At 73.5% G+C, this 24,907-nt stretch carries 24 protein-coding genes; 12 read left to right on the top strand and 12 right to left on the bottom strand.

Annotation, left to right across the window (positions count from 1 at the left end):
* Nucleotides 1–2 precede the first annotated feature (2 nt).
* The 3 genes from ABZ459_RS11365 to ABZ459_RS11355 all read right to left on the bottom strand — a co-directional run bounded on the left by ABZ459_RS11365 (nucleotide 3) and on the right by ABZ459_RS11355 (nucleotide 3,707).
* On the bottom strand, nucleotides 3–782 hold the full coding sequence (locus tag ABZ459_RS11365) for an N-acetylmuramoyl-L-alanine amidase (RefSeq protein ID WP_357968896.1): 780 nt from the start codon (nucleotides 780–782) through the stop codon (nucleotides 3–5).
* 78 nt (nucleotides 783–860) lie between these two features.
* Nucleotides 861–1,799 (bottom strand): S-methyl-5-thioribose-1-phosphate isomerase, encoded by a 939-nt coding sequence (gene mtnA, locus ABZ459_RS11360; RefSeq protein WP_357968893.1) that lies wholly within the window; start codon nucleotides 1,797–1,799, stop codon nucleotides 861–863.
* Between the two features lie 42 nt (nucleotides 1,800–1,841).
* Complete coding sequence (locus ABZ459_RS11355) at nucleotides 1,842–3,707, bottom strand: potassium transporter TrkA (RefSeq protein WP_357968891.1); 1,866 nt, start codon at nucleotides 3,705–3,707, stop codon at nucleotides 1,842–1,844.
* A 95-nt stretch (nucleotides 3,708–3,802) separates the two neighbouring features.
* On the opposite strand from ABZ459_RS11355, the gene ABZ459_RS11350 reads away from it, so the two are divergent.
* From ABZ459_RS11350 to ABZ459_RS11325, 6 genes are all read left to right on the top strand, one after another.
* Nucleotides 3,803–5,314, top strand: a complete 1,512-nt coding sequence (locus ABZ459_RS11350; protein ID WP_357968888.1) for a serine/threonine-protein kinase — start codon at nucleotides 3,803–3,805, stop codon at nucleotides 5,312–5,314.
* 56 nt (nucleotides 5,315–5,370) lie between these two features.
* Nucleotides 5,371–6,483, top strand: coding sequence for a DUF5925 domain-containing protein (locus ABZ459_RS11345; protein WP_357968885.1), 1,113 nt, complete (start codon nucleotides 5,371–5,373; stop codon nucleotides 6,481–6,483).
* A gap of 118 nt (nucleotides 6,484–6,601) precedes the next feature.
* Nucleotides 6,602–7,636, top strand: coding sequence for a C39 family peptidase (locus tag ABZ459_RS11340; RefSeq protein ID WP_357968883.1), 1,035 nt, complete (start codon nucleotides 6,602–6,604; stop codon nucleotides 7,634–7,636).
* Between the two features lie 6 nt (nucleotides 7,637–7,642).
* The gene (locus ABZ459_RS11335; RefSeq protein ID WP_357968881.1) at nucleotides 7,643–8,899 is read left to right on the top strand and encodes a hypothetical protein; all 1,257 of its coding nucleotides are present in this window, start codon (nucleotides 7,643–7,645) and stop codon (nucleotides 8,897–8,899) included.
* Entirely contained in the window at nucleotides 8,887–9,513 is a 627-nt protein-coding gene (locus ABZ459_RS11330; protein ID WP_357968877.1) for a prolyl oligopeptidase family serine peptidase, read from the top strand. Before ABZ459_RS11335 ends, ABZ459_RS11330 begins: the two co-directional genes overlap by 13 nt.
* Complete coding sequence (locus ABZ459_RS11325; protein ID WP_357968875.1) at nucleotides 9,510–10,772, top strand: M20/M25/M40 family metallo-hydrolase; 1,263 nt, start codon at nucleotides 9,510–9,512, stop codon at nucleotides 10,770–10,772. Before ABZ459_RS11330 ends, ABZ459_RS11325 begins: the two co-directional genes overlap by 4 nt.
* A 22-nt stretch (nucleotides 10,773–10,794) precedes the next feature.
* Here ABZ459_RS11325 and ABZ459_RS11320 read toward each other — a convergent pair whose 3' ends face one another.
* A complete protein-coding gene (locus ABZ459_RS11320) occupies nucleotides 10,795–12,339 on the bottom strand; it encodes an FAD-dependent monooxygenase (RefSeq protein ID WP_357968872.1) in 1,545 nt (514 codons plus the stop codon).
* 84 nt (nucleotides 12,340–12,423) lie between these two features.
* Between ABZ459_RS11320 and ABZ459_RS11315 the strand changes: the two genes are divergently transcribed.
* A complete protein-coding gene (locus ABZ459_RS11315; RefSeq protein ID WP_357968870.1) occupies nucleotides 12,424–13,077 on the top strand; it encodes a TetR/AcrR family transcriptional regulator in 654 nt (217 codons plus the stop codon).
* A 54-nt stretch (nucleotides 13,078–13,131) separates the two neighbouring features.
* Nucleotides 13,132–13,731, top strand: coding sequence for a TIGR03086 family metal-binding protein (locus ABZ459_RS11310; protein WP_357968867.1), 600 nt, complete (start codon nucleotides 13,132–13,134; stop codon nucleotides 13,729–13,731).
* Between the two features lie 42 nt (nucleotides 13,732–13,773).
* On the opposite strand, the gene ABZ459_RS11305 is transcribed toward ABZ459_RS11310, so the two are convergent.
* The 3 genes from ABZ459_RS11305 to ABZ459_RS11295 all read right to left on the bottom strand — a co-directional run bounded on the left by ABZ459_RS11305 (nucleotide 13,774) and on the right by ABZ459_RS11295 (nucleotide 15,684).
* The gene (locus tag ABZ459_RS11305) at nucleotides 13,774–14,517 is read right to left on the bottom strand and encodes a DUF427 domain-containing protein (RefSeq protein WP_357968864.1); all 744 of its coding nucleotides are present in this window, start codon (nucleotides 14,515–14,517) and stop codon (nucleotides 13,774–13,776) included.
* Between the two features lie 40 nt (nucleotides 14,518–14,557).
* On the bottom strand, nucleotides 14,558–15,142 hold the full coding sequence (locus tag ABZ459_RS11300) for a hypothetical protein (RefSeq protein WP_357968861.1): 585 nt from the start codon (nucleotides 15,140–15,142) through the stop codon (nucleotides 14,558–14,560).
* 74 nt (nucleotides 15,143–15,216) lie between these two features.
* Nucleotides 15,217–15,684 (bottom strand): adenylyltransferase/cytidyltransferase family protein, encoded by a 468-nt coding sequence (locus tag ABZ459_RS11295; RefSeq protein ID WP_357968858.1) that lies wholly within the window; start codon nucleotides 15,682–15,684, stop codon nucleotides 15,217–15,219.
* A gap of 176 nt (nucleotides 15,685–15,860) precedes the next feature.
* Here ABZ459_RS11295 and ABZ459_RS11290 point away from each other — a divergent pair, with 176 nt between their 5' ends.
* The gene (locus tag ABZ459_RS11290; RefSeq protein ID WP_357968857.1) at nucleotides 15,861–16,391 is read left to right on the top strand and encodes an ATP-binding protein; all 531 of its coding nucleotides are present in this window, start codon (nucleotides 15,861–15,863) and stop codon (nucleotides 16,389–16,391) included.
* Here ABZ459_RS11290 and ABZ459_RS11285 read toward each other — a convergent pair.
* Nucleotides 16,345–17,319, bottom strand: a complete 975-nt coding sequence (locus ABZ459_RS11285; RefSeq protein WP_357968854.1) for a LuxR C-terminal-related transcriptional regulator — start codon at nucleotides 17,317–17,319, stop codon at nucleotides 16,345–16,347. The genes ABZ459_RS11290 and ABZ459_RS11285 overlap by 47 nt on opposite strands.
* A 196-nt stretch (nucleotides 17,320–17,515) precedes the next feature.
* On the opposite strand from ABZ459_RS11285, the gene thrS reads away from it, so the two are divergent.
* Nucleotides 17,516–18,691: a threonine--tRNA ligase gene (gene thrS, locus ABZ459_RS11280; RefSeq protein ID WP_357968851.1), complete on the top strand. Its 1,176-nt coding sequence runs from the start codon at nucleotides 17,516–17,518 to the stop codon at nucleotides 18,689–18,691.
* Between the two features lie 16 nt (nucleotides 18,692–18,707).
* On the opposite strand, the gene ABZ459_RS11275 is transcribed toward thrS, so the two are convergent.
* A complete protein-coding gene (locus ABZ459_RS11275; RefSeq protein ID WP_357968848.1) occupies nucleotides 18,708–19,676 on the bottom strand; it encodes a magnesium transporter CorA family protein in 969 nt (322 codons plus the stop codon).
* Nucleotides 19,676–20,389: a DUF72 domain-containing protein gene (locus tag ABZ459_RS11270; RefSeq protein WP_357968845.1), complete on the bottom strand. Its 714-nt coding sequence runs from the start codon at nucleotides 20,387–20,389 to the stop codon at nucleotides 19,676–19,678. The genes ABZ459_RS11275 and ABZ459_RS11270 overlap by 1 nt, the downstream gene beginning before the upstream one ends.
* Before the next feature lie 70 nt (nucleotides 20,390–20,459).
* Here ABZ459_RS11270 and ABZ459_RS11265 point away from each other — a divergent pair, with 70 nt between their 5' ends.
* The gene (locus ABZ459_RS11265) at nucleotides 20,460–21,743 is read left to right on the top strand and encodes a YibE/F family protein (RefSeq protein WP_357968842.1); all 1,284 of its coding nucleotides are present in this window, start codon (nucleotides 20,460–20,462) and stop codon (nucleotides 21,741–21,743) included.
* A 6-nt stretch (nucleotides 21,744–21,749) separates the two neighbouring features.
* Here ABZ459_RS11265 and ABZ459_RS11260 read toward each other — a convergent pair whose 3' ends face one another.
* Nucleotides 21,750–22,607, bottom strand: coding sequence for an NAD(+)/NADH kinase (locus ABZ459_RS11260; RefSeq protein WP_357968839.1), 858 nt, complete (start codon nucleotides 22,605–22,607; stop codon nucleotides 21,750–21,752).
* Between the two features lie 78 nt (nucleotides 22,608–22,685).
* Here ABZ459_RS11260 and ABZ459_RS11255 point away from each other — a divergent pair, with 78 nt between their 5' ends.
* Nucleotides 22,686–23,537: a DUF72 domain-containing protein gene (locus tag ABZ459_RS11255; RefSeq protein ID WP_357968836.1), complete on the top strand. Its 852-nt coding sequence runs from the start codon at nucleotides 22,686–22,688 to the stop codon at nucleotides 23,535–23,537.
* 25 nt (nucleotides 23,538–23,562) lie between these two features.
* On the opposite strand, the gene ABZ459_RS11250 is transcribed toward ABZ459_RS11255, so the two are convergent.
* Nucleotides 23,563–24,819: a cytochrome P450 gene (locus tag ABZ459_RS11250; RefSeq protein WP_357968833.1), complete on the bottom strand. Its 1,257-nt coding sequence runs from the start codon at nucleotides 24,817–24,819 to the stop codon at nucleotides 23,563–23,565.
* Nucleotides 24,820–24,907 lie beyond the last annotated feature (88 nt).

Raw genomic sequence — 24,907 nt, 5'->3', positions numbered from 1 at the left:
GGTTACCCGTCAGCCGTCGGCGCCTCCCAGGCCAGCCTCCACGTGAGCGGGCCCACGATCCCGTCGTCCTCGACGCCCTGCTCGCGCTGGAACTTGCGGCACACGTCGCGGGACCGGGCGCCGTACGCGCCGTCGACGGTCAGGTCGTAGCCGCGCTTGGTCATCTGCCGCTGCCACGTGCGCACGTCCTCGCCCTCCATGACCGGCGGGTACTTCAGCAACCGGCCGGGGAAGGGCGGCGCGCCCTTGGACGGCGGCGGGGTGGTGCCGCCGCCGGGGCGGGGCGCGCCGCGCTTGATCCAGGCGTACAGGGGGTCGCCGGGGCAGTCGGTCGAGTAGCCGTCGCGGTGGCCCTTGATCTCCTTGCCGGCGCCGCCCCGGTCGCGGACGTACTGGACGGCGTCGAGGACGGCCTCGAGCATCGCGTCGGGCGGCTGCACGAGCCCGGCGTTGCCGACCAGCCCGAGCACGGCGTAGTGACCGGCGTTGAGCCCGGGACCGTTGGCCGCCGGCAGATGATGCAGCCCCCGCCCCTCGAACACCTTCCGGTGCGGACAGGCGACGAAGCTGTAGCCGATGTCGATCCAGCCGTTGCCGTCCATGTGATAGCCCTGGATCGATCGCACGAGGGAGACGCAGCCGGCGTGGTCGGACACGATGGCGGGTTCGACCCGGCCGCCGGTGTAGTGGACCTTGACGCCCTTGGTCGAGTCAAGCTGGGTGTAGGCGCCGCGGGGCGCGCGGGCCTGCCAGTCGCGGCGTAACACCAGATCGATGTCCACGAGTGCTCTCCGAGAGTAGATATCGGGACGACCGAGCGTAACGCCAGCGAGGTGAACAGGTCCGGGGATCGCGCTATTTCACGGCCTGATCACCCGCCGTTCGGTCACGATCGCGGTGATCAGATCGTGCGGCGTCACGTCGAACGCGGGGTTCAGCGCCTGTGTGCCCTCGGGCGCCAGGCGTACACCTCCGACGGTGAGGAGCTCCTCGGGGTCGCGATCCTCGATCTCGATGTGGTCGCCGGTCGGGGTGGCGGCGTCGATGGTGGACTCGGGGGCGACCACGATGAACGGCACTCCGGCCCGTTCGGCGCCGAGCGCGAGCGCGTACGAGCCGATCTTGTTGGCGGTGTCGCCGTTGGCGGCGATGCGGTCGGCGCCGATGAGCACCGCGTCCACCTCGCCCTTGGCCAGCAGGTACGGCCCCGCCGAGTCGGCGACCAGCCGGTGCGGGGCGGCCATCCTGGCCAGTTCCCAGGTGGTGAGCCGGGCGCCCTGGAGCAGCGGGCGGGTCTCCAGGGCGAGCACCTCGGCCAGGCGGCCGCGTTCGTGCAGGGTCTGGACGACGCCGAGGGCGGTGCCGCGTTCGACGGCGGCCAGGCCGCCGGTGTTGCACACGGTCATGATCCGCAGCCGGTCGCCCTCCAGCAGGCCGGCGCCGCGCTCGCCCATGGCCAGGCAGGCGGCGATGTCGTCGTCGCGGATCCGCAGCGCGGCCGCCAGCACCGCCTGCCGGCCCTTGTCCAGGTGGGCGGCGGCCTGGTCGACGCCCCAGGCCAGGTTGGCGGCGGTGGGGCGGGCCGCGCGCAGCTCGGCGATCTGGCCGAGGTCGCCGTCGGCGAGCACGACGCCGAGCGCGCCGGCCACGCCGAGCGCGGGGGCACCGCGCACGGCCAGCCGCCTGATCGCCGCGACGAGCTCGGCCACGGTCTCGACGCGCAGCCGCACGCACCGGCCGGGCAGCAGGGTCTGGTCCACGAGCTCGATGGCGTCGCCGGCCCAGTCGATGGTCCTCACGCCGCACACGGTAACCCACGGCTCCCGGGCGGGGCCGTGGGGTCAGCGTTCGGCCAGGACGATCACCGAGTCCTGCCGGCCGAGGACGACGGTGTCGCTCTTGGCGGGGTTCAGCACGATTCCGTAGTGCGGCGGGACGTTCCTGGAGACGTTGTCGCGGTAGCCGATCGCGGTCTCGCCCCTGCGCCGGGCCGCCTCGACGATGGTGGCGAAGGTGACCTCGGCGCCGGTCCCGACGTAGGAGGCGGCGGGCCTGGGGTAGATCTCCGAGCCGTGCGAGTCGAACAGGTAGCCGAACACGTCGGCGAGGTGCCGGTTCTCGGCCAGCTGGGCCAGCAGGAGGCCGATGACGGTGTCGCTGATGACGATGTCGTCGGCCTCGGTGACCTCGGCCAGCGCCCGGTTGCCCTCGTCGTGCATCTCGCTGACGATCGAGTAGTGCTCGCCGAGCGTGCTCTGCATGTCGCGGAGCTGGAGCAGGGTCATGAGCGTGCGGGTGTCGGCGTGGTGGGGGTCGAAGCGGTCGTCGGAGAGCACGATGACGTGCTGGTAGAGGCCGACGCCGAGGGATTCCAGCGCGTACCGGTCGGTGGTGTCGCAGTCCTTGACGTTGACGGTGAGGGTGCGCAGCCCGGTCAGGCCGGTGCCGGCCTTGGGGTGGTCGGCGGCGATGTCCAGGACCGAGCCCGGGGAGACGTAGCCGTCCAGGTAGCGCACGATCTGCTCGGCGCGGCCGTTCCAGTTGAGCAGGAGGGTGCGTTCGGGCTCGGGCTGGGGGGCGGCGGCGGTGGTGACGGCCTGTTCGTCGATCGGGGGCTCGCCGGTGGCGAGCGTGATGTGGGAGTCGTCGTGGGCGATGACGACGACCTGGTCCTTGGCCGTGATGACGGTGTCCATGGGCGGGTTGAGCACGACGCCGGCCGGGCCGCGTAAGCCGATGACGGCGGCGGTCTCGTAGGCGTGCAGGGCCTGGCTGTAGGTGGCGCCGACCAGCTCCTCGTCGGCGCGCAGGTAGATCTCGCCGCCGTCGAAGTTGAGCAGGTCCATGCAGACGACGGACATGCCGGACTGGCGGGAGGACTGCACGATCAGCCGGGAGGCGGTGTCGTCGGAGTCGACGAGGTGCACGTCCTCGCCGCCGGCCAGCCGGGCGGCGGCCAGGTTGCGGGCGGAGGCCAGGGCGGCGACCACGGGCGGGTGGGAGCCGGCCCGCTTGGCCAGGGCGAGCAGGATCTTGATGACGTGCGCGTCGGGGTCCTCGCCCTCGGGGGAGAGCACGACGACGGACCTGGCCGTGGTGAGGTTCATCAGGCCGAGGTCGCGCGGCTCGGTGGGACGTCCGGTGCGGCAGACCAGGCGGGTCCTGCCCAGGTCGCCGACGTGCTCGCGGATGTCCTCCTCCATGGCGAGCTTGTCGCGGTCGGCCAGGACGGCGATGACCGAGTTCTTCTGGCTGGCGTGCGCCTTGACGAGCTCGGTGACGATCGTGAACACCTGGTCGGACCAGCCGAGCACCACGGTGTGGCCGGACTCGACGATGCGCGAGCGGCCCCTGCGCAGGCGGTCCACCTTCTGCTTGAGGCCGTTGGACAGCAGGCCGACGAGCATGCTGACGATGAAGATGCCGCCGAGCGACCCGGCGAACATGACGGTCATGTAGCCGAACGAGCCCTTGTCGCTGGCGACCTTGCTGGGGGTGAGGGCGTGCATGAGGGCGACCCACAACACCTGCCCCGGGCCGCTGACGCCGTCGGGCTCGTCGGGCGCGAGCCAGAGCGTGAGCGCGGCCACCACGAGGATGAGCGCGACCGACACCACCGCGAGCCAGCCGATGAGCGAGGCCGTCCCCCTGGACATGGTGTTGTCGAACCAGTACCGCGCCCGTTCGCGGACCGTGACCCTCGACACTTCCCCGATACCTCCGTGTAAGGAGTGATTTAAACCGACGTCACAAGGTACCGGGCGATCTTGGCTTCCGCATGGCGAGCGGTAACGTAGCCGCCATGGTGATCCCCCTCACACCGGACGATCCGGCGTTCTTGGGCGATTTCCGCCTGGCCGGGCGTCTGGGCGAGGGCGGGCAGGGCGTGGTCTACCTGGCCCACTCCCCCTCCGGGGAGCCGGTCGCGGTCAAGCTGCTCAACGCCGGTGACCAGGAGACCCGGGTCAGGCTGGCGCGCGAGCTCGACGCGCTGGAGTCGATCGCCTCCTTCTGCACGGCCCGCGTGCTCGACGTCTCGACGCGGGGCTCGCGGCCGTACGTGGTGAGCGAGTTCGTGGACGGGCCCTCGCTGGCCGACCGCGTGTCCGGGCGGGGTGCCGGGAGTGCGGCCGGGCGCGGGCCGCTGCGCGGCGGGGAGCTGGAGCGCCTGGCGGTCGGCACGGCCACCGCGCTGGCGGCCATCCACGCGGCCGGGATCGTCCACCGTGACTTCAAGCCGTCCAACGTGCTGCTCGGGCCGGACGGGCCGCGGGTGGTGGACTTCGGCATCGCCAGGGCCGAGGGGGCGGCGACGCACACCTCGGGGCTGGTCGGCACGCCCGCGTACCTGTCGCCGGAGCAGATCGCGGGCTCGCCCGCCTCCGGGGCCTCCGACGTGTTCGCGTGGGCGGCGACGATGGTCTACGCGGCCACGGGGGTCAGCCCGTTCGGGGCGGACACCGTGCCGGCGGTGCTGCACCGGGTGCTGCACGCCGAGCCCGACCTGTCGGCGCTGCCGTCCCGGCTGCGCGGGCCGGTCGCCGCCGCCCTGGCCAAGGACCCGGCCCGCCGTCCGACGGCCGCGGCCCTGCTGATGACCCTCGTCGCCCCCAGCCCGGCCGCGACGCCGACCGCGGGGCCGGGAACGGGACCAGGAGCGGGGCCGGCCGCGGGGTCCGGAGCGGGGCCTCTGGGTCCCGATCCGGGGGCGGCCGACACGCGCGAGAGCCGCGCGGGCCGAAATCGGGGACGCCGCGCCCTCGCCGGCGCCGGGGCGGTCCTGCTGGCCCTGGCCGTGGCCGGCGGCGTGGTGCTGCTGACCACCCGTACGCCCGGCTCGACCGCCACCCGGACCACCCCGCCGCCGTCCACGGCCACAGCTCTGTCCACCCGGCCGTCCGCCCCGCCGTCCACGGCCACCGGTACGCCCGCCGCCACCTCCAGGACGGCCACCGCGACCCCCGACGGCACCGGCGATCTGAAGATCCCGGCGGCCTTCGCCGGCACCTGGTCCGGCCACACCGACACCACCAACCCGCTCGACCCCGACGGCGCCGAGAACACGGTGGAACTGAAGGCCGGCCGGTCGCGGGCGGCCTGGAAGGAGAAGGACTCCCAGGTCGACTGCGCCGCCACGATCACCCTGACCGAGGTGCGCCCGGACCGGCTGACTTTCTCCCTCGGGACGTCCACGGGCGGCTGCATCCCGGGTACTGTCTGGCTGGAGCTTGAAGGCGACACTCTCACCTACACCTGGCGTGACGTGCCCGGCCTGGGCATGGTCACCCAGACCGGCGATCTCGGCAAGAAGTGAACGAACCGCTCGCATAACCCTTCGACATCCGAGCCCACGAAGGAGATCCTTTACCTATGTCTGTGATCAGGGAGGTGCCGTTCCCCAGCGCGGACTCCTCGTCCGAGCTGCCGATGAACATCTGGATCGACGACGCCGACTCAGCGATCGACGTCATCGACGCCCTCGCGTTGTCGCCGTTCGCGACCGGCGTCCAGCCCTGGTCCAAGCTGGCCAACCTGGAGCGCGTACGTCCGGACGCCCGGTTGCGGCCGGCCGAGGGTCGGGTGCTGCGCACCGCGCAGGTGGAGGACGGTTCGGAGTCGCGGCTCATCTGCGGCGAGGGCTGGACGCTGCGGGTCGTGCGGCACCGCAACCGCACCGCCACGGTGAGCGTGACGGCGGTGAACGAGGAGCTGGCCACCTCGGTGCTGAAGGAGAGCATCGACGGCGCCGAGGAGCCGATGCCCGACGCCGACCACGTCGAGATGGGCTTCTGGTGGCGCGGCTCCCACGGCGGCAACCGGTCGGAGAAGCCGATCACCGCCCAGCCGTGGGACGAGATCGGCACGAACTACTCGGCGCAGGTGCGCCCGGCGCTCGGCCGCCTGATGGCGACCACGCCCGCCGACGTCAACGGCCGGCTCATCCTGCTGCACGGCCAGCCGGGCACCGGCAAGACCACGCTGCTGCGCACGCTGGCCAAGCAGTGGCACGACTGGTGCCAGGTCGACTGCGTGCTCGACCCCGAGCGGCTGTTCAACGACCCCGGCTACCTGATGGAGGTGGCGGTCGGCTACGACACCGACGAGGACACGCAGCGGTGGCGGCTGCTGGTGCTGGAGGACTGCGACGAGCTGATCAGCTCGGGCGCCAAGGCCCAGGCGGGGCAGGGGCTGTCGCGGCTGCTCAACCTCACCGACGGCCTGCTCGGCCAGGGCCGCGACGTGCTGGTGGCCATCACCACGAACGAAGACCTGACCCGCCTGCACCCGGCCGTGATCCGTCCGGGCCGGTGCCTGGCGCAGATCGAGGTGGGCCCGCTGACCAGGGACGAGGCCGTCTCCTGGCTGGGGTCGTCGCAGGGCGTCGGCGCCTCGGGGGCGACCCTCGCCGAGCTGTACGCCCTGCGCGCGGGCCGCGCGATCGCCCCGGCGGGCGCCGACGAGTCCACCGGTCTCTACCTCTGATCCGACCCCGCCGGGGGCGCCACGCGCGTCCCCGGCGTCCCGCGCGCCGGGGGCACGTCCGGGCTGGTACGTAAACCAACCGATGTGCGACACCGGGTGTGAAACCACAATATGGCTGGTGCTCACCGTCGATCTGGCGCGCGTCGCCTTCACCCGCCTCACCGTGCCCGGAGGCACGTGGACCAGCGAGGAACACCGGGTCGGCTTCGCGGCCACCCAGCTCGTGCCCTCGTGGACCGCGCGCACCCCGCCGGGCGGCGAGGTCGAGGTGGAGCTGCGGGCCAGGACCGGGGCGGGCACGCTGACCAAGTGGTACGTCATGGGCCGGTGGTCCGAGCACGGGCCGCGCACCTCGGTGCCCGGCCAGGGCGACGAGGACGGCGACGTGGCCGTGGACACGTTCGTGGCCAGGCGGCCGGTCGTGGCGTTCCAGACGAGGGTCACCGCGCGCGGCGAGGGCGCGCGGATGACCTCTCTCGGCGTGCTGGCCTCGGCCCTGCCGCAGCGTCCGGTCACGGTGAGCACGCCAGGGGTGGCCGGGCACGTCGAGCTGGACGTGCCCGGCCACTCCCAGCACGCGCACGCCGGGCACCACCCGCGCTGGGACGGCGGCGGCGCGAACTGGTGCAGCCCCGCCTCGGTGGCGATGGTGCTGGCCTTCTGGGGCCGCGGCCCCGAGCCCGGCGAGCTCGCCTGGGTGGGCGCGGACGACCCCGCCCCGGCGGTGGACCACGCGGCCATGGGCACCTACGACGACAGCTACCAGGGCACCGGGAACTGGCCGTTCAACGTGGCCTACGCCGGGCGTTACGGGCTGACCGGCTTCGTGACCAGGCTGCTGTCGGCGGCCGAGCTGGAGGCGTTCGTCCTGGCGGGGATCCCGGTGATCGCCTCGCTGTCGTTCCGGGCCCACGAGCTGCCCGGCTCCGGCTACTCCACGAACGGCCACATCCTCGTCGTCACCGGCTTCACCGCCGGGGGCGACGTCGTCGTCAACGACCCCGCCGCGCCCGCGGACGGCGAGGTTCGGCGGATCTACCCGCGGGCAGCGTTCGAGAACGTGTGGCTGAGGAGCTCGGGCAGCGGCGGCATCGTGTACGTCCTCCACCCGCCCGGGCACCCGCTGCCTCCCTGTACCAACGGCAATTGGTGATCTTTCATGAGTATTCGACCGATCGATGTGGCGCGTACCGACGGCGGCCCCCAGTGGGTGGAGGCCGTGGCCACGCCCGAGGGCGTGGAGGTGTGGTGGGACGAGCCGCGCCCGCACGAGGGCGGCAGGCGCTGCGTGGTGCGCCGCCTGCCCGACGGCTCGCGCGCCGACGCGCTGCCTCCGGGCTGGAACGCCCGCAACCGCCTGGTCGAGTACGGCGGCCGCTCCTGGCGCCCGCTGCCGGGCGGCGGCCTGGTCTTCACCAATTGGGCCGACCAGCGGCTCTACCGCCTGGACGCCTCCCCCGCGAAGGCCGCCGACCCGGTCGCCCTCACGCCCGAGGGCCCGGCCCGGTACGGCGACCTCTACCTGCCGCCCGGTCGCGACGAGGTGTGGGCGGTCCGCGAGATCGGCGACGCGCGTGACCTGGTCGCGGTCTCCCTGGACGGCGGCCCGCTCAGGGTCGTCGCCCGCGCCCACCATTTCCTCATGAACCCCCGCCTGTCCCCCGGCGGCACCCGGATCGCCTGGATCGGCTGGAACCACCCCGACATGCCCTGGGACGGCACCGAGCTGTGCGTGGCCGACCTGTCCCCGGACGGCGTCGCGGGCCCCCACCGGGTCGTGGCCGGCGGCCCGGAGGAGTCGGTGACGCAGGCCGAGTGGCGCGACGAGGAGTCCCTGTACGCCGTCACCGACCCGACCGGCTGGTGGAACGTGCACCTCGTGCACCTCGACGGCTCCCCCTCGCGCAACCTCACCCCCGTGGAGCTGGAGTTCGGCGCGGCGGCCTGGAAGCCGGGCCTGGCCTGCCTGGCCCCGGCGGGCGAGCAGCTGGTCGTCGTGTACGGCACCGCCGACCACCGCCGCCTGGGCGTGCTCGACCCGGCGACGGGCGACCTGCGCGAGATCGGCGGGGCCGGGCACACGTACTGGGCCTCGACGGTGTCGGCGGCCGGGGGCAAGGCGGTGGCGGTGGGGGCGACGCCGTACACGCCGCTGGAGGTCACGCTGGTCGATCTCGCCACGGGCGGGCACGAGGTCGTCTCGGCCCCCAAGCCGCTGCCCGACCGGGCGCTGCTGCCCACGCCGGAGGCGGTGACGATCGAGGGCGTGCACGCCCATCTCCACCCGCCGGCCGGGGTCGCCGGGCCGGCGCCGTACGTGATCTTCGTGCACGGCGGCCCGACCGGGAACACGCCGGTCGTGCTGGACTGGAGGTCGCCTACTTCACCAGCCGAGGGATCGGCGTGGCCGTGGTGAACTACGGCGGCTCGACCGGTTACGGCCGGGCCTACCGCGAGCGGCTGCGGCACCAGTGGGGCGTGGTGGACGTCCAGGACTGCGCCAAGGTGGCGCGCGGGCTGGTGCAGCTCGGCCGGGCGGACGCGGCCAGGATCGCGATCCGGGGCGGCAGCGCCGGCGGCTGGACCACGGTGGCCGCGCTGGTGCACAGCGACGTGTTCGCGGGCGGCGTCGCGCACTACGCGATCACCGACCCGGAGAGCTGGGCGGCCGAGACGCACGACTTCGAGTCCCGCTACCTCGACGGCCTGGTGGGCCCGTTGCCCGAGACGCGGCAGCGGTACACCGACCGCTCGCCGCTCCTGAACGCGGCCCGGGCATCGGGCCCATGCCTCATGTTGCATGGTCTTGAGGACGCGATCGTGGACGTGAGCCAGGCCGAGCGATTCACCGCCGAACTGGACAAGCACGGCAAACAGTGGGCTCTGCTCACCTTCGCCGGCGAGCAGCACGGCTGGCGCAGGGAAGAGACCATCGTGGCGGTGCTCGAGGCCGAGCTGGCCTTCTACGGGCTGATCTTCGGCCTGGAGACGCCCGGCGTCCCGCCGCTGACGCTGAAGGGGAGAGCGTGAAGAGCGTCGCCGAGATCTGCTCGGACCTGATCAGGTTCGACACCACCAACCCGGGGTCGGGCGAGCGCCCGGCGGCCGAGTACGTGGCCACGCTGCTGGCCGACGCGGGGCTGGAGCCGGTGGTGTTCGAGTCGGCGCCCCGGCGCACCACCGTCGTGGCCAGGATCGACGGCGACTCCTCCGACGCGCTGCTCGTCCACGGCCACCTGGACGTGGTGCCGGCCGACCCCGCCGAGTGGCGGATGCATCCGTTCTCCGGCGAGATCACCGACGGCTGCGTGTACGGCCGGGGCGCGGTGGACATGAAGGGCTCGTGCGCGATGACGCTCGCGGCCGTGCTGGACATGGCGGCGCGCGGTGTGCGGCCGAAGCGGGACCTGGTGCTGGCCTTCCTGGCCGACGAGGAGGCGACCGGCGACCACGGCTCCCGGTACGCGGTGACCGAGCACCGGCATCTGTTCGACGGCGTCACCGAGGCCATCAGCGAGTCGGGCGGCTTCAGCGTCGAGTCCGGCGGGCGGCGCGTCTATCCGATCGCCGTCGGCGAGCGCGGCACCGCCTGGATGAAGGTGACCGCCCACGGCGTGGCCGGCCACGGCTCGCGGCCCGCCGTGGACAACCCCGTCGCCACGCTGGCCCACGCCCTGTCGCGGGTCGCCACGCACCAGTGGCCGGTACGCCTGACGCCGTCGGTCGCCGCGCTCCTGGAGAGCCTGTCGGAGATCACCGGGCAGCCGGTCGACCTGGACCGGCTGGACGCCGAGGCCGCCCGGCTGGGCCCGCTCGGCGAGCTGTTCCACGGCCAGATCCGCAACTCGGCGAACCCGACGATGCTGGAGGCCGGGTACAAGGTGAACGTGGTGCCCTCGACGGCCTCGGCGCACGTGGACGGCCGGTACCTGCCTGGGCTGCAGGAGGAGTTCCTCGCGACGATCGACGAGCTGCTCGGGCCGAAGATCACCCGTGAGTTCGTGAACCTGGAGGAGGCGCCCGCCGCGCCGTACCCGTCGGCGTTCTTCGACGAGCTGGCCGGGGCGCTGGTGGCCGAGGACCCGCAGGCGCGGCCGGTCCCGTACGTGATGAGCGGCGGCACCGACGCCAAGTCCTTCGCCACCATCGGCATCCAGGGGTACGGCTTCGCCCCGCTCATGCTCCGGCCCGACCTGGACTACTTCGGCATGTTCCACGGCAAGGACGAGCGGGTGCCGGTGGAGGGCCTGGAGTTCGGCACCCGCGTGCTGACCCGGCTGCTCACCTGACCGTCCCGGCCCGGCGACACCCTCATGACGCCGGGCCGAACCAGGCGGTCAGCGCCTCCTCCAGACCGTTCCCGTCCCCGCCCGCCCAGGCGACGTAACCGTCGGGACGGAGCAGCAGCGCCCCGCCCCCGGCCTGGGGCACGTCGGCCACGGCCGGGCGCACGCGGTCGCGGTGGCCCGCGGGCACGTCAGCCGGCACGCTCGGGTCCGCGCCGCCGGACAGGTCGAGCAGCAGCCCCCGCCCGTCCCGCAGCAACTCCGCGACCGGCCGTCCCGCCCGGTCCGCCGTCGCGGCTCGTGAGTCCGGCGGCGTGGCGGTCAAGGACGGGGTGAAGCGGCCCACCCGGGGGTCGGGCGCGGCGGGCGCGTAGTCGACGTCGGTGCCCTCGACCATGCGGGTGAAGTGGCGCTCGGCGTCCGGCAGCGCCATCACCTCCGCCAGCACCTCGCGCAGCGCGTCCACCTGGGCTCCCGGGCGCATCGCCGCCACCTGGGCGCGGGTGTTGCGCAGCATGCGGGCCGCCACCGGGTGACGCTCGGCGGTGTAGGTGTCCAGCAGGCTCTCCGGGGCCGCGCCGCGGGCGACCAGCGCCAGTTTCCACCCCAGGTTGACGGCGTCCTGCAGCCCCAGGTTGAGCCCCTGGCCGCCGATCGGCGAGTGCACGTGGGCGGCGTCCCCCGCCAGCAGGACGCGCCCCTTGCGGTAGGAGTCGGCGTGCCGGGTGTTGTCGCTGTAGCGGATGCCGGCCTCCAGGCGGGCGACCCCGACGTCCTCCCCCGTCACCCGGCGCAGGCTGCCCGCCAGCTCCTCGGCGGTCATCGGCGCGTCCCGCCCGGAGGGCGTGTCGCCGGGGCCGCCGTCGAACTCGATGGTCGCGATCTCCCCGGGCACCAGCGACAGGTTCACCAGCCCGCCCGGGCTGCGCAGGGACGAGCCGACCGGCCCGGTCAGCGTGGCCACGGCCGTCCTGCCGGTCATGGTGGCGGGCGTGCCGGAGAAGGCGAACCCGGACCGCTTGCGCACCAGGCTCCGCCCGCCGTCGCAGCCCACCAGGTAGGCGGCCTCGACGCGCTCGCCGTCCGCCAGGGTGGCCACCACGCGGTCGGCGTGCGGGGTGACGTCCACGACGGCGCGGCCGTGCCTGACCGGCACGCCGAGCTCGGCGGCCCGCGCGGCCAGCACGGCCTCGATGCGGTGCTGCTTGAGCATGGCGTACTCGGCCGTGCCGTCCTGCGCCAGCAGCGGCAGGCCGGCGAAGTGGCCGCGCATCATGCCCTTCTTCAGCAGCTCGGTCATCATGCCGACCATGTCGGAGCGGTCCGGCCCGGGGCCGGTGGCCAGCTCGTCGAGCATTCTCCACTGCGCCTCGGTCAGCGGCTCCACCAGCCCGCGCAGCTCCAGGGAGTGCAGGGTGCGGGCGTTGAGCGAGCGCAGGCCGAGGCTGCGGGTCACGCGTTCCTCCCCGGTTGCGGCCTCCAGGACCAGCGGCCGGGCGCCGCCGATCCGGAGCTCGCAGGCCAGCAGCAGGCCGACCGGCCCGCCGCCCACGATGATCACGTCGGTCATGCCGACTCCTTACTTACGCCGTATGCTTACGTCGTAAGTAGAGCACGTACACCGTAAGCTCTGTCAAGCGCGAAGGGAGAGCCGATGGCACGGCGCGAGCCACTGAACCGGGACAAAGTGCTGGCCGCAGCCCTGGAGCTGGCGGACAGCGAGGGCCTCGACGGCCTGTCGATGCGACGGCTGGCGAAGGTGCTCGGCGTGGAGGCGATGTCGCTCTACAACCACGTCTCGAACAAGGCCGACCTGGTCGACGGCATCGTGGAGCTGGTGTTCGGCCAGGTGGAGCCGCCCGACCCGGGGCTGCCGTGGCAGGAGCAGCTGCGCGTCACGGCGCGCAACATGCACCGGGCGTTCAGCCGCCATCCCGTGGTCCCGCTGGCACTGGCGACCGACCGGTCCAACCCGACCTCGCCGCACGCCCTACGGACCCTCGACGGCCTGGTGGGCACGCTGTACGCGGCGGGCTTCGACGACCTGGGCGCCTGGCGGGCGCTGACCGCCGTGAACGGCCTGGTGTTCGGCACCCTGTTGCTGTCCACCGGCGGCTTCGGCGGCGCCCCCGGCCGGCACGCCGGCGAGGAACAGGTCGGCGTCTACATCCGCGCCCTCGACCCCGGCCATCTGCCGCACTTCGCCAGGCTGCTCCGCTGGACGCGCGGCGGCGTCGATCCGGCCGCCGACTTCGAACAGGCCCTGGACCTGCTGATCGACGGTCTCGCACAGGCCGTCGCAAACTAGTGGAACAAAGCATTCCGTTCTGCTATAGTGGAGACATCTCGAAAGGAGCTCCACATGGGCGACATCATCAGCGGCTGGGACGTTCTGGACGCCTCGCACGAGGCGCTGCGCAAGGCCGTCAGCGGCATCCCGGCCGGCGGCTGGGACCTGCCGACCCCCTGCTCCGAGTGGAGCGTCACCAAGGTCTTCAAGCACGCGGTCGGCGACCAGATCGGCTTCGCCGCCACGCTCACGGGCGAGGCCGGGCCGGCGTTCAACCCGTTCGACCCGCCCGCCGAGCCGGGCGCCGACCCGGCGGCCGAGCTTGAGGACGCGCTGACCCGCTCGGCCAGGGCGTGGGCCGCGGTCGACCGCGACGCCGCCGAGGTGGCCACGCCGGTGCCGCCGAACAAGATGTCCCCGTGGGCGGGCTCGACGGCGTGCGCGCTCGACGCGGCCGTGCACGCCTGGGACATCGCCGTGGCCACGGGCCAGCCCTCGCCGCTGACGCCGGAGATGGCCGGGCCGCTGCTGGAGGTCGCCCGGCAGATCGCCGACCCGCTGCGGCCGTGGGGCGCCTACGCCGAGGCGCTGCCGGACGACGCCTCCGGCGACGAGGTCGCCGCCCTGCTGCGCTACCTCGGCCGCGACCCGCGCTGGTCGCCGGCGGCCTGAGGCCCGCGTGCGCCCCGCCCGACCGGCGGGGCGCCGCCGGGCTCAGGAGAACTTGGTCTGCGGGCGCTCCTCGCGCTCGCCGTCGATGAAGATGTCCAGCTTCTCGTTGTAGAAGGCGATCAGGCCCGCCACGCGCTCGCTCTCGGGCAGCGGCGTGCGGTAGGACCAGGCCAGGTCCTTCTTCCCGTTGACCGACCAGTACTCCGCCGTCCCCTTGTACGGGCAGTGGGTGGCGGTGTCGGTGTGCTCCAGCAGGTCGAGCCGTACGTCGGTCTTCGGCAGGTAGTAGCGGGCCGGCAGGCCGGTCTCGAACAGGATGCGGGCGTTGCGCGAGTCGGCCACGGTGACCCCGTCGACCTCCACCCGGATGTGCCGCGAGCTCGGCAGGATGTCCACCCGCGTGTACGGGTCGCGGGCGTGCACGTAGACCTCCTCGTCCTCCTCGAACCAGGCGTCCATCGCGTCCCAGTCGAAGCGCACGTGCCCGCGGATCTCCTCCAGCGGCGAGTCGTCGTAGACCAGCGCCGCCTCCGGGGCCTGCGCGGCGCCCGAGGTGACCGTGTGGACGGCGGCGTCGCCCCTGCTCGGGGAGTGCCGGGACGTGCCGGTCGGCTTGAGCGCCGGCTCCTCGACGTCCTGGAGGGGGAAGTAGTAGGTGGGGTAGAAGGGGCCTTCCCACACCAGCAGGGCCCGGGTCGTGTCGGCGATCGGCCGGCCGCCCAGGTAGGTCCGCACGCGCTTGGCCGACCGCTCGACGCGGACCCGGCCCCGGTTCGTGGCATCCATGTCCCCGCCAACCCGCGTGGCGGCGGTGCTATTCCGGCCTTCAGACCCCGAACAGCGCCAGCGTCACCCACGTGGTGAGCGTGCCGGTGACCGCGCCCGCCGCGACCTGCGCCCACGTGTGATGGGCGAGGCGGACCCTGGCCCAGCACACCAGCGTCACCACGGCCGCGCCGGCGATCGCCACCGGCACGGCGGGCAGCACGTGCGCCAGCACCACGACCGTGCCCGCCGAGACGGCGGCGTGGAAGGAGATCTTCCAGCGGGTGGTGATCGGCACGGTCACCGCCAGGGCGACCAGCATCGCGGTCACGGTGGCCACCAGCAGCCGCGGCGCGCCCAGCACGACCAGCAGCGCGAGCGCGACCAGCACGGCGGCCACGGCGGCCAGCAGCGGACCGGTGCGGCGGGCCCGGTCGACGATGTGGTGGGAGTCGAGCCGCCCCGAGCGCACGCCGAGCGCGATCACCGCCGCCGGCACGCCGCCGCAGAACGCCGAGGCCACCAGCCCCCAGGCCGCGCCGGCCCATCCCTGGGCGAGCAGGCCCACGGCGGGCGGCATGACGATCACCAGCACTTGCGGTGCCAGCAGGTTCGTCACCCGCTTCGCCACCAGGTCGGCCATCATGGCATGAAAGATTACGCGATCATGGCCGCTGCCCGTTTCAGCGACTCCCCCGTCGCTCCCGGGAGATCGGCTCGTCAGCCCTTTCCCGCGGCGTTCACGATGCGGGTCGTGGAGCGGTCGGGGATGGCCGCCATCTCCCAGCACTGCGCGCCCAGGATGGCCGCGGCCGTGGCGCGCGCGCCCGCGTGGGGGTCGCCGGCCGTGTGGGCCAGCGCACCGGGCCGCATCGGCGCGAGCAGGTCGATGTAGTCCTCGGGGCCGTGGGCCTCGGGCGGCCCGGCCACCACGAAGACGCCGGACACGCAGCGCAGCGCGGCCAGCACCTCGGCCCGCTCCGCCGCCGGGTTGAACGGCCGGCTGGGCCCCTTCCACGCCCGCACGCGCGGGTCGTCCTCCACGCCGACCACCAGAGGCAGCCCGCGGTCGGCCACGGCGCCCAGGTAGCGCACGTGGCCGACGTGCAGGATGTCGAAGACGCCGGTCACGACGGCCGCCCCGGGCAGGTCGTACGGCTCCACCCAGACGGCCTCCAGGCTGCTCACGCGACCTCCTCCGACGGCCGGGCGAGTAGGCTGCTGTGCACGCTTTGCTCCCCCACGGGCCTAGACGACTCGTCGATCGCAGCGTACTCGGTCGCCGCGGCAGGTCGTGCAGGCGACCTTGGAAAGAGCATTCCTACCTTTTCGCGATAATCTCTCGCCCCCTGCCCGCGCGTCTCATGACGTCACCTGATTCGGGGGAGGTCGCCGTGGCGCCGAGGGACTCAGACCATGCCGACGGGGGTGAAACGCCCGGGTTCCGCGACCTCGCGGTCCGGCTTCCGGGGGTTGCGTCCCAGGTCTCGCGGGCCAGGGGGCTCGTGACGGACGCGCTCGGCCGCGATCATCCGTTCCATGACGAGGTGGTGCTGCTCACCAGCGAGCTGGCCACGAACGCGATCCTGCACACCAGGTCCGGGGACGGCGGCTCGTTCACGGTGTCGGTGCTCAGCTCGGACACCACGGTCCGGGTGTGCGTGGCCGACGGCGGCGCGGACGGCCCGCCGTGCGTGTGCCGGACCGCTCTCCAGGCGACCAGCGGCCGGGGGCTGCCGCTGGTCGAGGCGCTCAGCCACCGCTGGGGGTTCGTCCGCGAAGGGGGCTCGACGACCGTCTGGTTCGAGCTGACGCAGGCCCGCGCGCCCGCCGGGCAGGAGACCTGCGTCAGAGGTCGAGCCGGCACAACCCTTCGGCCAGCGCCTTCGTGGTGAGCCTGGTCCGGCTGTCGCAGCCCAGCTTGGCGAAGATGTGCTCCAGATGGGTGGTCACCGTCCGGACGCTCAGCACCAGGCAGGCCGCGATCTGCGGGTTGGAGTCGCCGGCCGCGACCCGGGTGAGCACGTCGACCTCGCGGCCGGTCAGGTCGTAGGGCAGCGGGCAGGGCCGTTCGGCGGCGACCGCGCCCTGCAGCGAGCCCTGGTAGCCGACGCCGGCCCGCAGCAGCCGCACCTCGTGCCAGCGGCCGCCGCCGTCGAGCCACAGGCCGCGCCGGCTCAGCTCCCGCGAGTCGATGAACGCGCGCGCGAAGGCCGCCATGGCGGGGTCGTCCCACAGCTCGCGGGAGACCTCGTGGCCGGGCACCGCGCGGCGCTCGCCGAGCCGGTCGAAGGCGACCGCGCGGAAGTCGGGCGGCAGCCCGGCGGGGTCGATCACGCACCGGGTCAGGTCGGTGACGTGCGCGAGCATCGGGCTCACGGCGGCGACCAGGGCGCCGGTCAGCAGCGGGAAGTCGTCTTTGGCGGCTAGGTGCAGCAGGCCGGTGTAGCGGCCGCCGTCGGCGAGGAACAGCGGCGCGGTCAGCCCGGCCCGCCATCCGTAGGGGGCCAGATGGCGGCGGAAGTACCGTTCGGTGCCCGGCTGCGGCATGGGCACCGGCCGCCGCCCGGCGATGGCCTCGCGGCAGGCGTCGAGCGCGGCGTACTCCTCGGCGGCGTCGCGGTCGATGCGGCGGTGGCCGTCGGAGACGACGCTGTGGTGCCGGCCGGTGGCGGGGTCGAAGGCGACGAACTCGTAGGCGTCGAGCGGGATCACCCGGCGCAGCGCCGCCATCGCCGCGGGCGCGCCGCCACCGCCCGCGACCTGGTAGCCGACCTCGGCGAACGCCTGCAACTGGCGGACGCTCAAGGTGATCTCAGCCACGGCTCTTTTATATCATTTGCCATTCCTTGACCGGCTGTTGAAGATTTTCTTCACGGCCACCGCGGTGCTACGGTGGCAGGCATGCAGCGCGCTCTCGTCACGACGACGCCGGACACGGTCCCGGCGCGCTGATTCCATGCATCCCGGGCGGGCGCCCGGGAGCTGGTCGTTCGCCCTTTCACCGCAAAGGACGATCATGAACGACCACCGCAGGCTCGGCCGCGAGCTGGAGATCTTCGGCACCGACCCGCTGATCGGCTCCGGCCTGCCCTACTGGCTGCCCGCCGGGGCCGCCGTGCGCAAGGCCGTGGAGGACTACGTCCACGAGCTCGAACGCCGCCACGGCTATGTGCACGTCAACTCCCCCGTGCTCGGCAAACGCGAGCTGTACGAACGGTCGGGCCACTGGGCGCACTACGCCGAGGACATGTTCCCGCCGATGAACGTGGGCGGCGAGGAGTTCGTGCTGCGGCCCAGCCTGTGCCCGCACCACGCGCTGATCTATCGCTCGCGCGGGCGCAGCCGCCGGGAGCTGCCGCTGCGCGTGGCCGAGCTCGGCGGCATGTACCGCTCGGAGCTGTCGGGCGTGCTCGGCGGCCTGACCAGGGTGCGGGCCATCCAGCTCAACGACGGCCACGTGTTCTGCGCGCCGGAGCAGGCGGCGGCCGAGGTGTCGGCCGCGCTCGACCTGATCGAGGCCGCGCACGCCCAGCTCGGCATCGAGGCCGCCCGCTACCGGCTCTCGCTGCGCGGCGAGGGCGGCAAGTTCGTGGACGACCCCGCGATGTGGGCGCGCTCGGAGGCCGTGCTGCGCGAGGTGCTGGCGGAACGCGGCCGCGCCTACGACGAGGAGCGCGGCGAGGGCGCCTTCTACGGCCCGAAGATCGACATCCAGATCGCCGACCCGGCGGGCCGCGAGAGCACCCTGTCGACCGTCCAGGTGGACCTGTACCAGCCCGAGCGCTTCGACCTGTCGTACGCGGACGGGCGGCGTCCCGTCATGGTGCACCGCAGCGTGGTCGGCGGGATCGAGCGCCTGGTCGCGCACCTGATCGAGGTGCACGGCGGCGCGTTCCCCGCGTGGCTGGCGCCCGTGCAGGCGGTCGTGCTGCCGCTGTCGGACGCCGAGCTCCCGGCGGCCGAGGACCTGCTGCGGCGGGCCGTTGCCGCCGGGCTGCGGGCCGAGCTGGCGCCCGCGGACCGGGGCAGCCTCGGGGCCAGGATCAGGGCGCACCGGCTGGTGCCGTACCAGCTCGTGGTGGGGCCGCGCGAGGTGGCCGGCGGTGTGCCGGCCGTCCGGCTGCGGGACGGCCGTCAGGCGGGCCCGGTGCCGGTCGAGAGGCTGGCCGAGGAGTGCCGGCCGCGCTTCTGACGTCCGTCACCGGCGTTCAGAGCCAGTCCTTCTTCTTGAAGACCGCGTACAGCACCACGGACGCCACCGCCACCAGCACCGACGACACCCAGAAGCCCGAGATGTCGCCGGAACCGGGGTAGGGCACGTTCTGGCCGTAGAAGCCGGTGATGGCGGTGGGCACCGCGATGATGGCGGCCCAGCTCGTCACCCGCTTCATGATCTCGTTGAGGCGGAAGCCCTGCTGGGCCAGGCGGGTCTCCCGGACGTTGGCGAGCATGTCGCGGATCGCCTCCACCCACTCGGCGACCCGCTGGACGTGGTCGTAGACGTCCTCGTAGTAGGGGGCCATCACCGGGTCGGCGACGATCTCCTGGTCCCGGCGGAGCAGGGTGCCGAGCACCTCCCGCATCGGCATCGAGATCTTGCGGAGCCTGGCGGTGTCCTTGCGCAGCACGTACATGGCGCGCTGGAGCTCCCTGCCGTCGCGGGGCGCGTCGTCGAACAGCGACTCCTCCATGGCCTCGGCCCGCGCGTCGAGGTCCTGGACGAGGTCGAACTGGCTGTCCACGACGTAGTCGAGCAGGCCGTGCAGCAGGAAGGAGACGCCGTGCGAGGCCAGGCGGGAGGTCGCGTCCCAGCGCCTGACCACCTCGTCGATGTCGAAGCGGGCGCTCTCGCGCACGGTCACCAGGGCGTTGGGGGTGACGAAGACGTTCACCTCGACGGGGACGAGGTGGCCCTCGTCGAGGTGGATGCCGTACACGGTGATGAACAGGTGGTTGTCGTAGACGTCCAGCTTGGGGCGCTGGTGGTCGCTGAGGACGTCCTCGACGGCCAGTTCGTGCAGGCCGAGCTCCTCGCCGACCAGGTTGAGCTGCTCGGGGGTGGGCGAGCACAGATCGAACCAGACGGCGGCCTCGGGGTCGCCGACGTGGTCGGAGACCTCCTCGACGGGGAAGCCCTCCTTTTCGAGGACGCCGTTCCTGTACAGACGCGTGCGCATCAGGCGAGTCTGGCAAATCGCCGGGCATCGCGCACGGCCGCTCCCCCCGGATCGTTGTTGAAGTAGACGTGGACGTCCTGCCATCCGGCCTGCTCCACCCTCCTCGCCCAGCTCTTCAGCGCCGCCGCGCCGTAGGAGGGCCGGGGGGTGGCCAGACCCTCGTGCAGGCGCACGTACCCCCAGTCGGCGGTGCGCCACAGCGGCGTCAGCGGCCGGCCGAGCCGGTCGGCCCAGCACAGCGCAGCGCCCCGCGCGAGCAGCACCTCGCGCACCTCGCCGGTCCACCAGGAGTCGTGCCGCGGCTCCACCGCCACCCGCACGCCGCCGGGGAAGCAGCCCAGGCAGCGGTCCAGCAGGGCGGGGTCGGCGCGCAGCGTGGGCGGCAGTTGCAGCAGGACCGGGCCCAGCTTCTCCTTGAGCGCCCCGGCGGCCGCCATCAGCCGGGCGACCGGCTCCTCGGGCTCGGTCAGCCGCTTGATGTGGGTGAGGTACCGGCTGGCCTTGACCGCCATCACGAACCCGCCCGGAGTCCGCTCCCGCCAGGCGGCGAACGTCTCCGGCGACGGCAGGCGGTAGAAGGCGTTGTTGCTCTCGACGGTGGGGAACTCGGCCGCGTACGTCTCCAGCCACAACCGCTGCGGGACCCCCTCGGGGTACAGCACGCCGCGCCAGTCCTTGTACTGCCATCCGGAGGTGCCCACCAGCGTCGCCACACCCGGCTCCTACCCCGCGCCGGGTGCGTTACTGTCGCAGTCCCGGAAGCCTAGGAGGATCTTTCACGCGATGGGCGCCGATCATTTCCACGGCCACGGCCACGGTCACGGCCACGGCGCGCCCGCCGCGCCGCCGTCGCGCCGGGCGGTCGTGGCGAGCCTGGCCGTGCTGGTGCCGCTGGCCCTGGCGACGCTGGCCTGCCTGGTGTGGCTCTGGCCCGCGGGGCAGGCGGCGCCGTCCGGCCAGGACGGGCGGGAGGAGCCGGCGGTCGAGCGGGTCGAGGGCACGGTCACCTCGGTCACGCTCCGGCGCTGCCCGGCCGTCCAGGAGGGCATGCCGGTGCCCGACCCGGCCACCTGCGGCAACGCCACCATACGGGTCGGCTCGGGGCCCGACGCCGGCCGCGACGTCACGCTGCGGCTGCCGGGCGGGCCGGGGGCCCAGCGGTTCACGTCGGGCGACGACGTGCTGCTGCTGCGGGCCGCCGACGGGGCCTACCAGCTCTCCGACCACGACCGGTCGACGACGTTGTGGCTGCTGGGCGGCGCGTTCGCGCTGGCGGTCATCGCCTTCGGACGGTGGCGCGGGGTGACGGCGCTGGTGGGGCTGGCGGTGACGTTCGGGCTGCTGCTGACGTTCGTCATCCCGGCCGTGCTGGCGGGCGAGCCGCCGATGCTGGTCGCCGTCGTCGGCTCGGCCGCGATCATGCTGACGGTGCTCTACCTCACCCACGGCTTCTCCCTGACCACGTCGATGGCCGTGCTGGGCACGCTGGCCAGCCTCGCGCTCACCGGGCTGCTGTCGTACGGGGCGCTCGGCCTGGCCCGGCTCAACGGCGTCACCGACGACACCGCCCTGACCCTGGGCATGAGCCTGTCGATCGACACCGAGGGGCTGCTGCTGGCCAGCATCATCATCGGAGCGCTCGGCGTGCTCGACGACGTCACCGTCACCCAGGCCGTGACGGTGGGCGAGCTGGCCGCGGCCAACCCCTCCTACGGCTTCGCCCGCCTGTACCGGGCCGCGGGACGCGTCGGGCGGGCCCACATCGCCTCGGTGATCAACACGATCATCCTGGCGTACGCGGGGGCGTCGCTGCCGCTGCTGCTGCTGTTCAGCATCGGCGCGCAGCCGCTCGGCGACGTGCTGACCACGCCGGTCGTGACCCAGGAGATCGTCCGCAGCGTCGTGGGCACGCTCGGGCTGATCGCCGCCGTGCCGATCACGACCGCGCTGTCGGCCCTGGTCGCCGCCCGCGGCGCGCGGCCCGCGGAGGTGCCGGAGGGCGAGCCGTTCACCCGGCCCGTGCGGGCCGGCGGCCCGCTCACCAGGCCCGCCCGGCACCGCCGCTGAGCGGGGTCAGCCGACCTCGGCGCTGCCGTCCACCCGCAGCTTGCGGCGGGCGCGCTCGTAGAAGGTGGTGCCGACGCGGACCACCTTCGCCGCCCCCGGCCAGGCCGTGACCGTGACGGTGTCGCCGGAGCACAGGTGGCCGACCACCCGCCCGTCCACCTCGACGGCGAGCCTGCCGCTCGTGGGCAGCACCTCCAGCGTCACCTCCTCGTCGGCGGGCAGCACCAGGGCCCGGTTGAAGGAGGAGTGGGCGGCGGCGGGCACCACGAGGATGGCCTCCACGCGCGGCGAGACGATCGGCCCGCCGGCCGAGAAGCTGTAGGCGGTGGAGCCGGTGGAGGTGGCCACGATCACCGCGTCCGCGGACAGGCTCACGAACGGGCTGCCCGACGGGGTGACCGACACCGCGGCCAGCCCCTCGCCGGGGATGCGCACCAGCGCGATGTCGTTGAACGCCGTCACCGCGACCCCCGCGACCACGCTCTTGACGGCCATCCGCGGCTCGATCGTGTACTCGTGGCGGTCGATGGCCGACAGCGTGCCGGCCAGCTCGTCCACGTCGATCTCGGCAAGGAAGCCGAGCTTGCCCAGGTTCACCCCCAGGATGGGCGTGGGCCGGCCGGCCAGCAGCCGCATGGTCCGCAACATCGTGCCGTCGCCGCCCAGCCCCACCAGCAGGTCGGCCCGCTCGACCAGGGCGACCGCGTCGACCGGCACCGCGCTGCAGTCGATGCGCCCGACCTCCTCGGGCAGCCCGAGGACGGTGGCCCCCTTGTCCGCGGCCCAGCGCAGGATGGTGTCGATCGCCTTCTTGGAGTCGCGCTGGGGATGCAGCACCAGCCCGACCGTCCCGACCATGCCCATGCGACCAGCCTAAACGGTGGCGTTCCCGGACATCCGCGGCGGCCCCTGGCACCCGGCGGCTCCGCTAACGTCGGAGGCATGCGGCTTCATGTGGGATGCGCGATGTGGACGCACACACCGTGGAACGGACGTTTCCTGCCCCATCCGCTCCCGCCGGGAGAGCGCCTGCGCGCCTACGCCACCTGGTGCGACGCGGTCGAGGGCAACACCACGTTCTACGCCACCCCCGCGCGCGCCACGGTGGAGTCGTGGGCCCGGCAGCTCGACCCCGACTTCCGCTTCGTGGTCAAGCTGCCCAAGACCATCACCCACCACCACCGGCTGACCGGCGCCGAGCAGGAGCTCCACGCCTTCCTCGACGCCATCGAGCCGCTCGGGCCGCGCGCGCACGCCCTGTGGGTGCAGTTACCGCCCGCCTTCGGCCCCGCCGACCTCGGCACGCTGGCGGCCTTCCTGCACCGCCTGCCCCGCTCCCACCGCTACGCCGTGGAGGTCCGCCACCGCGCCTTCTTCGACGACGCCCGCCAGGCCGGGCAGCTCGAACGGGTGCTGGCCGCCGCCGGCGCCGAATGGGTGCCGTTCGACACGGTGACGCTGTTCCGCACCCCGCCGACCAGCGACGCCGAGCGCGACGCGTGGACGAAGAAGCCGCGCGTGCCGCGCCGCACCCGCGCGCTCACCGGCCGTCCGATCGTCCGCTACCTGGGCCGCGACTCCGTCGAGGCCACGGTCGAGGGCTGGCGGGAGTGGGTGGACACGGTCGCCGGGTGGCTGCGCGAGGGCCGCTCCCCCACCGTGTTCGTCCACACGCCGGACAACGCCGACGCGCCGATGCTGGCCCGCCGCTTCCACGACGAGGTGCGCGCCCGGGTGCCGGAGCTGCGTCCGCTGCCCGAGCCGATGCCCGCCGAGCCTCCGACGCTGTTCTGACCGGCCGCCGGATTCGCGGGCGGCCTCACGCGCGCAGCGTGTAGCGGATCGGCAGGTGCTTGAGCCCGCCCACGAACGTGGTGGCCACCCAGGCGGGCTCGCCGTCGAACTCCACGCTCTCCAGCCGGGGCAGCAGCTCGGCGAACAGCGCCCGGATCTCCATGCGGGCGAGCGCGGCCCCGAGGCAGTAGTGGACGCCGGAGCCGAAGGCCAGGTGCCGGTTGGGGTCACGACCGGCGTCGAACCGGAACGGCTCGGCGAACACCTCCTCGTCCCGGTTGGCCGACGGGTACGACAGCAGCACCGACTCCCCCCGCCTGACCGGCGTGCCGCGTACGACGGTGTCGGCGGCGGCGGTGCGCATGAACTCCTTCACCGGGCTCACCCACCGGATCATCTCCTCGGCCGCCAAGGGCAGCAGCCCGGGGTCCCGGCGCAGCCGCCGCAGCTCGCCGGGGTGCCGGATGAGCGCCTCCAGGCCGCCGGCGATGGTGGAGCTGGTGGTGTCGTGCCCGGCGGTGGCGATGATGACGTAGTAGGAGGCGGCGTCGAGGTCGCTCAGCGGGCGGCCGTCCACGCGGGCGTTGGCGATCTCCGAGGCGAGGTCGCCGGTGGGCCTGGCCCGGCGCGCCGCGGTCAGCTCGCGGAAGTAGTCCAGCAGGTCGGCCAGCACGGCGGTGTGGTCCTGGGCGGTGCCGCCGCGCCGGTTGTCGCTGTCGTCCTGGCCGAACAGCTCCTGGGTGAGCCGCAGCATGCGCGGGAAGTCCGACTCGGGCAGGCCCAGCAGCGACAGGATGACGTAGAGCGGGTAATGCACGGCGACCTGCCGGGCGAAGTCGCAGGAGCCGCCATGGGCGGCCATCCGGTCGACGTAGCGGCGGGCCAGGTCGCGTACGCGTACCTCCAGGGCGCGCATGGCCCTCGGCCGGAACCAGTCGGCGCCCACGGCGCGCAGGACGCGGTGCTCGGGGTCGTCCATGTGGACGAGCGTCTTCAGGCCGGTGCCGCGCGCCCGCTGCTCGGCCAGGCGGGCGTCGATCTCCGCGCTCCGCAGCACCGGACGCGGCGCGCTCAGCCACAGGGCGTCGTTCCGCTCGATCTCCAGCAGGTCGGCGTGCCGGGTGACGGCCCAGAAGGGGTTGTAGCCGGGCACCTCCACGCGGTGCACCGGGGACTCGCGGCGCAGCAGCGCCAGGGCCTCGTGGAGCCGGGTCTCGTCGGCGTACGCGGCGGGCGTGGCGAACACGTGCCCGGCCTCCTCCACGGACATGGTCGCGGTCACGGGCGGGCCCTCCTCTGGATGTGGGGGTAGTACGGCCAGGAGAGCCATTCCCCCGGGGCGACTGCGCCATTCGGCCCTGCGGCGGCGC

This window comes from Nonomuraea sp. NPDC005692 (genome assembly GCF_040631115.1).
Classification (GTDB): Bacteria; Actinomycetota; Actinomycetes; order Streptosporangiales; family Streptosporangiaceae; genus Nonomuraea.
The sequence above is the reverse complement of the archived record's forward strand: the minus strand, read 5'-3'. Positions and strand labels throughout refer to the sequence as shown.